Origin of the sequence: Corallococcus sp. CA053C, from assembly GCF_003611675.1 — a bacterium.
Taxonomy (GTDB): Bacteria; Myxococcota; Myxococcia; order Myxococcales; family Myxococcaceae; genus Corallococcus.
In genome coordinates this window covers 22,665-30,931 of sequence record NZ_RAWA01000067.1, presented here as the reverse complement: position 1 = coordinate 30,931, position 8,267 = coordinate 22,665, and the positions used below count along the sequence as shown (strand labels likewise).

8 protein-coding genes are annotated in these 8,267 nt (G+C 70.5%); 1 reads left to right on the top strand and 7 read right to left on the bottom strand.

Annotation, left to right across the window (positions count from 1 at the left end):
* The 6 genes from D7V97_RS12230 to D7V97_RS12205 all read right to left on the bottom strand — a co-directional run.
* A partial coding sequence (locus D7V97_RS12230) for a WGR domain-containing protein (RefSeq protein WP_120610796.1) occupies positions 1–221 on the bottom strand: 221 nt, incomplete at its 3' end.
* A 36-nt stretch (positions 222–257) separates the two neighbouring features.
* Positions 258–1,232 (bottom strand): NAD(P)-dependent oxidoreductase, encoded by a 975-nt coding sequence (locus D7V97_RS12225; protein WP_120610795.1) that lies wholly within the window; start codon positions 1,230–1,232, stop codon positions 258–260.
* Between the two features lie 69 nt (positions 1,233–1,301).
* The gene (eis, locus tag D7V97_RS12220; protein WP_120610794.1) at positions 1,302–2,489 is read right to left on the bottom strand and encodes an enhanced intracellular survival protein Eis; all 1,188 of its coding nucleotides are present in this window, start codon (positions 2,487–2,489) and stop codon (positions 1,302–1,304) included.
* A 139-nt stretch (positions 2,490–2,628) separates the two neighbouring features.
* Positions 2,629–3,201, bottom strand: coding sequence for a DUF1629 domain-containing protein (locus D7V97_RS12215; RefSeq protein WP_120610793.1), 573 nt, complete (start codon positions 3,199–3,201; stop codon positions 2,629–2,631).
* A 4-nt stretch (positions 3,202–3,205) separates the two neighbouring features.
* Complete coding sequence (locus tag D7V97_RS12210; protein ID WP_120610792.1) at positions 3,206–4,498, bottom strand: AHH domain-containing protein; 1,293 nt, start codon at positions 4,496–4,498, stop codon at positions 3,206–3,208.
* Positions 4,495–5,655, bottom strand: coding sequence for an MFS transporter (locus tag D7V97_RS12205; protein ID WP_158623344.1), 1,161 nt, complete (start codon positions 5,653–5,655; stop codon positions 4,495–4,497). Before D7V97_RS12205 ends, D7V97_RS12210 begins: the two co-directional genes overlap by 4 nt.
* Before the next feature lie 88 nt (positions 5,656–5,743).
* Here D7V97_RS12205 and D7V97_RS12200 point away from each other — a divergent pair, with 88 nt between their 5' ends.
* Positions 5,744–6,625: a PIG-L family deacetylase gene (locus D7V97_RS12200; RefSeq protein ID WP_158623343.1), complete on the top strand. Its 882-nt coding sequence runs from the start codon at positions 5,744–5,746 to the stop codon at positions 6,623–6,625.
* On the opposite strand, the gene D7V97_RS12195 is transcribed toward D7V97_RS12200, so the two are convergent.
* Positions 6,523–8,265, bottom strand: a complete 1,743-nt coding sequence (locus D7V97_RS12195; protein WP_120610790.1) for an asparagine synthase-related protein — start codon at positions 8,263–8,265, stop codon at positions 6,523–6,525. The two genes, D7V97_RS12200 and D7V97_RS12195, sit on opposite strands and share 103 nt — an antisense overlap.
* Positions 8,266–8,267: the final 2 nt, after the last annotated feature.

Below are 8,267 nucleotides of genomic sequence, written 5' to 3'. Positions count from 1 at the left end.
GGCGGGGCCTCACCCTCGCCGACCTCGGCGTAGCCCTCGCGCACCTTCTCCGCGACCTTCTTGGTGTACTCGCGAAGGGCGGAATCCTCGTCCGGGAAGACCTTCTCCTTGCGCTGCCCGGCGGTGCCGATGCGGCCGTAGGTGACGATGAAGGTGGCGCCCTGCAACTCGGGCATCCAGAACTTGGAGCTGCTGCCGTCGACGAACTCGAACCTGCGCATGGCGAAGGAGGCTACCGCACCCGGAGGCCGTGCGCCTCAGTCCGCGTGCGCCGCCAGCGAGCGCAGGCCCTCTTCGCGCGACACGCTGCCCGTGTAGCCCAGCTCCAGCCGGGCCTTCTCGTCGTTCACCGTCACCTCCTGGCCCGCCAGCAGCAGCTCCGTGCGCGTGAGCGGCGGGGTGCCCTTGAGGCCCAGCACGTCCCACACGACGTCGCTCACCACCGCCACCGCCGCCGCGAGCGCCGTGGGGATGGCCTTGTCGCCGGGCGTCACCCCCTGCGTCTTCAGGAGCGCGGTGATGAAGGTGCGGAACTCCACCGGCGGGCCGTCGGTGACGAAGTAGGCCTGGCCGCCCTGGCCCTTCTCCGCCGCCAGCAGCAGGCCCTCCACGACGTTCGTCACGTGGCAGGTGGACGTCAGGTAGTGCCCGCCGCCAATCCAGCGGAAGCGACCCGACTTCACCGCGGCCACCAGCGACGGCAGCAGCACGGTGTCCCCCGGTCCCCAGACCATCCGGGGCCGCACCGCCAGGGTGGTGAAGTCCGGCGAGTTGACGCGCAGCACCAGCCGTTCGGCCTCGCCCTTGGTGGACGGATACGCGCCCACGGGGCGCTGGGGCAACGGATGTGTTTCATTGAGGCGGACCATGGGGCCGCCGTCCACCAGCACGGCCTCGGTGCTCACGTGGATGAGGCGCTTCACCCCCGCCGCGCGCGCCGCCTCCAGCACCGCCTCCGTGCCGCGCACGTTGACCTCGTAGAACTCCGCGCGCGGGCCCGACAGCTTCACGTGCGCCGCGGCGTGGAAGACGGTGTCGCAGCCCTCCATGCCCACGCGCAGCCGCTCCACGTCGTTCAGCGTGCCGTCCCAGGGCTCGCCGCCCGCGGCCTGCACCGCCGACGCGGCCTGGAGAGAGCGGGCCAGCGCGCGCGCCGGCTCCCCGCGCTTCGCGAGCGCCGCGAGCAGATGCTTCCCGACGAACCCCGAGCCACCGGTGACGAACGCGCGCACGTGTGAACCCTCCCTGACGACGACGCCGCTCCTACCACTCCCGGCGGGCCCCGGGTAGCCGTGCCCGCGTCAGAACATGTCGCGCATGGAGGGCGCGGGCCCGGAGAACAGGGCGCTGGCGGCCGTCAGCGACGCGTCGTCCGCCTCCAGCATCCCGGCGAGCTGGAGCGCCCGGGGGGACAGGAAGCCGGTGAAGAGGGGGGACAGGCCTCGCACGTGCAGCCGCAGCCGGCCTTCCCCACCGGGCCGGACGCGCGCGGCGCCGCCTTCCACCTCCAGCACGAAGCGCCCGTGGTTCTCCGGGAAGAGGTCGTCCTGCACGTCCAGGTGCAGCGCGCCGGACAGGCCCTGGGGCCAGCCGCGCGCCTCCAGCGCCTTGGGCACGTCCAGGAGCCGGGTCATCCAGTGCATGGACAGCTTCACCTGGTAGGTCTGCTCGCGCACCAGCGCCAGGAGCGGCTCGTCCGCGCCGCCGTGCCACAGGATGTCCTGCGCCAGCGAGCGGTGGTCGCCGAGGAAGCGCAGCAGCCGGCGCGCGGCGGCGGGCGTGGTGGCCACGAGGTCGGTGAGCTTCAGCGCCTGCTTGGGCACCGCCCCCTGGGGCACGAGGTTGCGGATCAAATACACGTAGCCCTCCACGCCGGAGGTCCCCTCCACGACGAAGCCGTGGGCCGTGTCGTTGCGCGGCGTGCGCACGCGCTTCCAGATGTACTCGCCCCGGTCCAGCCAGCCGTGGTGGGCGGCGGCGAAGCGCCGGTAGCACGCCTGCACCGCCGCGTCGTCCGAGGCGGTCATCGGGCGCAGCGTCAGGGTGCGTTCGCCCAGCTCCAGAGAAGAGGCGTCGACGTGGATTTCATACCGCGCGCCGGCCACCTCGTAGCCCACGCGCCGGTAGAGGGGCTGGGTGGCGGGATAGAGCACCGACAGCGGCGCGCCCTCGTCGCGCATCTCGCGCAGGAAGCGATGGAAGAGGCGCGTGGCGACGCCCCCGCCCCGGTGCGCGGGCGCGACGCCCACGCCGCCCACGCCGATGAGGGGCACCGAGCGGCCGCCCAGGAACTGCCCCATGCGGATGAGGGTGAGCGTCGCCGCCGGCTGGCCGTCCCGGCGCAGCAGGCGCAGCAGCTCCGGACCGTTCTTGCGCACCGTGGTCTCCGCGTCGGTGGCGGACATGGCGAAGGCCTGCGCGGTGATGTCCGCGGCGGCGGTCAGTTCGTGTTCATCCCTCGGGGGTCCGTAGTCTTCCGTCGTCTCCATCCCGCATCCCCTTCTGGTGCATGCGCCACCGACAGCCGCTCCACGCCGCATGGACGTGGCGGGGGTCGGGCCGCTCGCGAGGCAGCATGGCGCAGTGGAGGAGGCGGCGGAAGGACATCCGCCTGGGCCGGGGCGCTACTCAGACCTCATCAAACCGTCCGCCGACGATGCCTGTTTGCTCCAACGCGTCCTTGATGGCCCCATCGACGATGAGCGCGGAGTAACAGCCCCACGGCCGGAATACACGTGCATCGCCGACCTTCGACTTGTCGATGCGCAATCCAGAAACACTCCGGTACTGCCCTACCTTCTCAGGCCACCCGTCCTCCGGTGTCCAGAGTCGAACCTCTTCACTCGCCACATCGTCGATACAGCGAACCGTACGTGCCACGACCAGGAGGAAATAGGGCTCATTCTGTCCCTCGACCTCCACGGGGAAGAGCTGGACGTCCTCGGGCGCCAGCTCACGAAACACCGCTGCGGTTCGTGCGCTGAGAATCGGCGTGAATCCCACCCCTGCGGACGTGAAGTCCAGTGACCTTCCCGGTCGAGAAACTGGAATGCGAACGCGTCCCGGGGGCGCGATCCGCTCACCGCTCGTGAACATCCAGGGGTCATCCCAGGGCTGCCCATCAGGGGTGGTCGGTGTCTTGAAGTACCAACGCCCTGGCACGTAGACATCGATGTCCAGCTCGAAGAAGCGTCGTTCCATCGCGTCACCCCTCGGGATTCTTCGTGATGAGCTTCCGCAATGGGGTGCCTGCGGTCGTGAGGTCTCGCGCAATACTCATCAGGGCATCTACCAGCGCGACCCGACACTGGGCAACGCCTCGGCATCCCGCCATGGCATCATTGATGCGTTTGAGCACGGCCTGATGGTACCTGGCGGGATGCGGGCCCCGATGACCTTTGATCCGTACCAGATTCGCGGTGTCACCAAGAGTCATTCCGGCCTGCTCGAAGAATGGCTCGAATATCGGAGTCCACGGGCCACCGGACACGTCGGAGACCTCGTTCTTGTCCGTGCAGATGTGGTGGATCTCACCCTCGGGTTCGCCCTGGATCCCTCCCCCGGGCCCCATCGCAACCGCAGCAACGGCGGTCGGCGCCAGCGTGATGTTCAGCACTCCCGCCGCTGGGATGGAGAGGGACTGCACCTCCCCTGCCAGCGCTCCCGCCAGTTGGAATCCGCCCTCCGTCTGAGCCCTCAGCGCCGCTTGCGCGAAGCCCGGCATCTTCGGCCCCTGCGCGGCCATCGCGTTCTTCCCGCCCAGCGCCGTCAACGCGACGATGACCAGGACACGCGCTCCATTGTCCCCGAGCACCCTCCCGAAGCGGTGCCCCGCGTCCTCCAGTGCGGAGAAGTTCCGGGCATCCCGTGACTCGTCCATGAGCCGCAGGAAGCCCCTCCCCAGGTTCCACACGGGCCCGGTGCCGAGATACGCGATGAGGGACGCGGTCAACGCGAGCGCGATCACCTTCGTGATGGGCTCGGGCGCGACCAGCATCACCAGCGCACTGCCGATCATGGTCGTGACCATCGCCCGCAGCGCGGCGGGGTTCATCAGGTCCTTGAGCGCCTCCTCCACCCCGTCCCAGACCGTATCGAGCGCGAAGTAGAGCGCCATCATCCGCCGCTCCATCGGTCCCAGGGTGAAGCCACCTGTCAGCATGCCCAGACAGTCACCCGGGTCGCTCTGCTGCTGGCAAAGCCTCTCGTACGACGGTGGCACCGTGCGGCCTTGAGCGCCTTCGACGATTCCGCCAGAAGATGCGAGCAGGGACCGTCCGTCCTCCTGTTCGGACTCCTGGAACGCGACCTCCAGCTTCATGTCGAGGACGAGCTGCGTGACAGCGCTCTTGAACGCGTCCTCGTCCATCTGGACCGGTTCGGTCTCGACCGGCGTGTAGACGATGCGTTGGCCCTGGCCGGTATCGAGATTCACGACCCGCGTCGTCGCGCACCCGGCCGTCAGCAACAACAGCGCAGCCATCCTCCAGACCTTCATGAGAACCCCCTGCTCCCATCCGGGGCATCACGGCCCACAGCGCCCAACAACAACGGCGTCAACGCCAGCACCGCGCCCAACCAGAACGGCGCTCCGGGTGTCAGGTGTTCGAAGGCCCACCCCGCGCCCATGGGCGCCAGGGCCCGCGACAGTCCACCCCATGCGTGCTGCATGCCCAGCACTCGCCCACGCTCGGTGGCCGCGGCATGCCGGGAGAGCAATGCCGTCACACAGGGGAACGTGAACGCCGTGCCCAATGGCATGAGCGCCAGCGCGACCGCCAGGCCCCAGGGGCCTTCCGCGAAGGCGAGCAGCGCGAGCCCACCACTCAGCAAGACCACGCCCCCTCGCCACAAGCGGGCCTCTCCCCACCGCGTCACGGCCCGGCCCAGCAGGAGCGCTCGCGCCACCACCGCCACGGCGCCGGTGAACAGATACACCCAACCTACCGTGCGCGCGGTCAACCCGAACCGCTCGGCGAGCAGCAATGACAGCACTGCCGTACCGCCCTGGAACGCCCCCATCGCAAGCACATACGTCCAGACGAGCCGCGCCACGGGCTCACGCGGATGCAACAGCACCCGCAGCACGTCGCCATTGCGGCCCGGCGAACCATGAGCCTCTCCGGCCCGCGAAGCTGCCTCCGGCAGCAACCACGCCGCAAGCAACACGTTGCAGGCCCCCAGCGCCGCCGCGAAGTACCCCGGCGCGGACGGCCCCACGCTCGCCCCCAGTGCCCCCAGCGCCGGTCCGAGCATCACGCCCAGGCTCGTCGCCGCGGACACCCGGCCCAGCGCATGGGCCCTGGCTTCGGGTCGCGTGACGTCCACCACATACGCCTGGAGCACGCCCACCGTCCCCCCGCCCACGCCCTGCACCACCCGCGAGACGAACAGCGCCGGCAGCGAATCCGCGAGCGCGAGCAGCACGGACGCCACCACCGCCGCGCCCATGCCGATGAGCAGCACCGGCTTGCGCCCCACGCGGTCCGACAGCCGGCCCCACAGCGGCGCGCTCACCAGCTGCACCAGCGGCACCGTCGCCATGAGCAACCCCACGACGGCGCCCCCTCCACCCAACCCGGTGGCGTGGAAGGGCAACAGGGGGACGATCATCAGGAGCGCCACCGAGTCCAGGAACGCGGTGAAGAGCAACACGGTCAGCCGGTCCAGGAACGCCTCCGAAAGAGGACTCGCAACCCACCCGACTCTAGATGTCGGGTCCGACGTGCATGATGGGCGCCCCATGAGCGATGCCCCCGTCCCACGCCTGCTGCTCGTGACCGCCCATCCCGATGACGAGACGATGTTCGCCGGAGCGGTGTTCCAGGCGACGCATGCGCTCAGCGCCGAGGTGGACCTCGTGGTGCTCACGAACGGCGAGGGGGGCTTCCGCTACGCCACACTCGCGGAACCGCTCTACGGCCTGCGTCTCACGGACGAAGCGGTGGCCCGCGCGCACCTGCCCGCCATCCGCAAACAGGAACTGCTGGGCGCCGCGCGCATCCTCGGCCTGCGCGACTGCGTCTTCCTGGAGCAACCCGACACGGGCTATTCGCTGGCCCCGGACGCTCCCGCTCCCGAAGGCTGGGACATGGAAGCCGTGCGTCACCGGCTGCGCGCACAGCTCGAGCACGGTCGCCATGACTTCGTGTTCGTGATGATGCCCACGGCCCGGACGCACGCGCACCACCGGCTGTCGGCATTGCTGACCCTGGAAGCCATCGCGGCCCTCCCTCCCGAGGCACGCCCCGCGGTGCTCGGGGTGTCGCTGCACACGCGCCACGGTGCTCCCCAACCCGACGGCTATCCCATCCTCGCGCTCGACACGCCCGCCTCCGAAGGACTCCCGCCCCATCCGCTCACCGCCCTGCGCACCGACGTGGGCCCCTTCGACTTCGACCGGACCCGGCCCCTCGGTCACGGAGGCCGGCTCGACTTCCACGTCGTCGTCAACTGGCTCATCGCCGAGCACAAGTCGCAGGGCTTCATGCAGCGGCGCATGAACGTCGCGGACGTGGAGCGCTACGCGTGCTTCGCGCTCACCTCCGACGCGGGCGCCGCACGGGCCCGCGACCTCTTCGCGCGCTTGACCACGTCCGAGATCGGCCTGTCGCGCAACCACTGACCCAGCACGAACGCGCGCATCACCAGCTGTTCCGGCGCCACGCGGTAGACCCCGGGCGCGGGCGTCGCCACGGTCCCGCGCAGCAGCCCGTCCAGCACGCCCACGAAGACCTCGGGCACCAGGGGCGCGGGCAGGGCCTCCAGTCCGGCGCGGAGGAACGCGGCCACCCGGGGCGAGCGCTTCAGCATCCGGGCCCAGTCCACCCCGTTGCTCCGCTCGGCGAACGGGATGTCCAGGTGCTCCGCGAACTGTCTTCGATAGCAGTCCTTGAACAGCCGCTTGTCGGTGCGCCACGCCGCCGGGAGCGCTCGGGACAGGGCCAGCACCTCGCGGTCCATCAGCGGGTTGAACACCTCCAGCCGGTGGGCCTTGAAGTAGTTGAGGTGGTGCAGGAACGCGGGCACCCGCTCGCGGAAGTACAGCGTGTCGCGCAGGGCCTCCACGCCTCCGGGAGCCGCCGCCACCCGCCTTCGCACCTGCGCCTCTCGCGCCGCCCACGCGTCCGCGCCACCGCCCATCAGCCATGCCTCGCGCCCCGCGACGTCCGCCGTGAAGGGCAATGACAGCCGCGCCAGCACCTCACCTTCCGTCGTCGCGTTCCACCCCGTGGGCCCGAAGCACTCATCCCCACGAAACAGCGAGCCCACCCCGTGCCGCTCCGCGAGCTGCTGGCACAACGTCAGTTCATCCGCGTGGCCGAAGGCCAGCTCCGTCATGCCGGACTGGGCCTGGAACATGGCGGCGAACGTCTCCGGCACCTGTGCCACGCAGCGCTTCAGCGCCAGGTGACGCGTGCCGAAGCGCCTCGCGATGTCCTGCGCCACCCTCGCGTCCGAACCCAACCGGCGCAGGTCCTGCCCCCACGTCACCGTGCACAGCCGCGTCGTGTCCTCCACGTGCCGCGCCACCGTGTGGAAGAGGAACCGCGAATCCCAGCCGCCGGTCAGCAGCAACGCGGGCGCACGGGCCTGCGTCCACCGCTGGAGCACCGCGCGCTCCAGGGCCTCGCTCCACCGCGTCAGCGCCGCTTCCACGTCGAGCGGCCCGGACTCCTCGCTCACGGTGTCCGGCTCCGCGCGCCGCCGCTCGATCCGTCCGTCGCGATGCACCAGGTGCTCGCCGGGAAGCAGTTGGTGGACCTCCTCCAGCAGCGTGTGCCCCGCGAAGAAGCGCCCGCCCACCAGGAACTGCGCCAGGTTCGCGCCGTCCACGGTGCACGGGGCCAACGTCCGCAGCGGCGCCACCTCGGGGGAGAACGCCAGTCCCCAGGGTCCATGCCGGAAGAACCACCGGCGTGACGCCGTCGGATCCATGAACAGGTACGTCGTGTCCGGGGTCCGCACGAGCACCTGGAACGATCCGTCCACTCCCTCCAGGAACCGCTCCCCGCGCTCCAGGAACGCACCCAGCAACGCCTCCGGCACGGACGCATCACCGAACGGCCGGCCCAAGAGGTGCCCCTCGAAGGCCAGCCACACCCCGGCGCGCTCCCGGAAGCCGCCCGTCCCACGGACCGTGAACGCGAACCCCGGCGCCAAACCGCGCTCCGCACCCTGCCCCGCCACCGGGAACAACACCGCCTCCATCCGCTCCAGCAGGCCCCCGGCCTCCGCCGCCACCACGCCCGTCAGCCCTGGCATGT

Coding starts and splice junctions, on each gene's coding strand:
- D7V97_RS12195 (WP_120610790.1), bottom strand. CDS start 8,265: ATGCCAGGGCTGACGGGCGTGGTGGCGGCGGAGGCCGGGGGCCTGCTG.
- eis (WP_120610794.1), bottom strand. CDS start 2,489: ATGGAGACGACGGAAGACTACGGACCCCCGAGGGATGAACACGAACTG.
- D7V97_RS12215 (WP_120610793.1), bottom strand. CDS start 3,201: ATGGAACGACGCTTCTTCGAGCTGGACATCGATGTCTACGTGCCAGGG.
- D7V97_RS12200 (WP_158623343.1), top strand. CDS start 5,744: ATGAGCGATGCCCCCGTCCCACGCCTGCTGCTCGTGACCGCCCATCCC.
- D7V97_RS12210 (WP_120610792.1), bottom strand. CDS start 4,498: ATGAAGGTCTGGAGGATGGCTGCGCTGTTGTTGCTGACGGCCGGGTGC.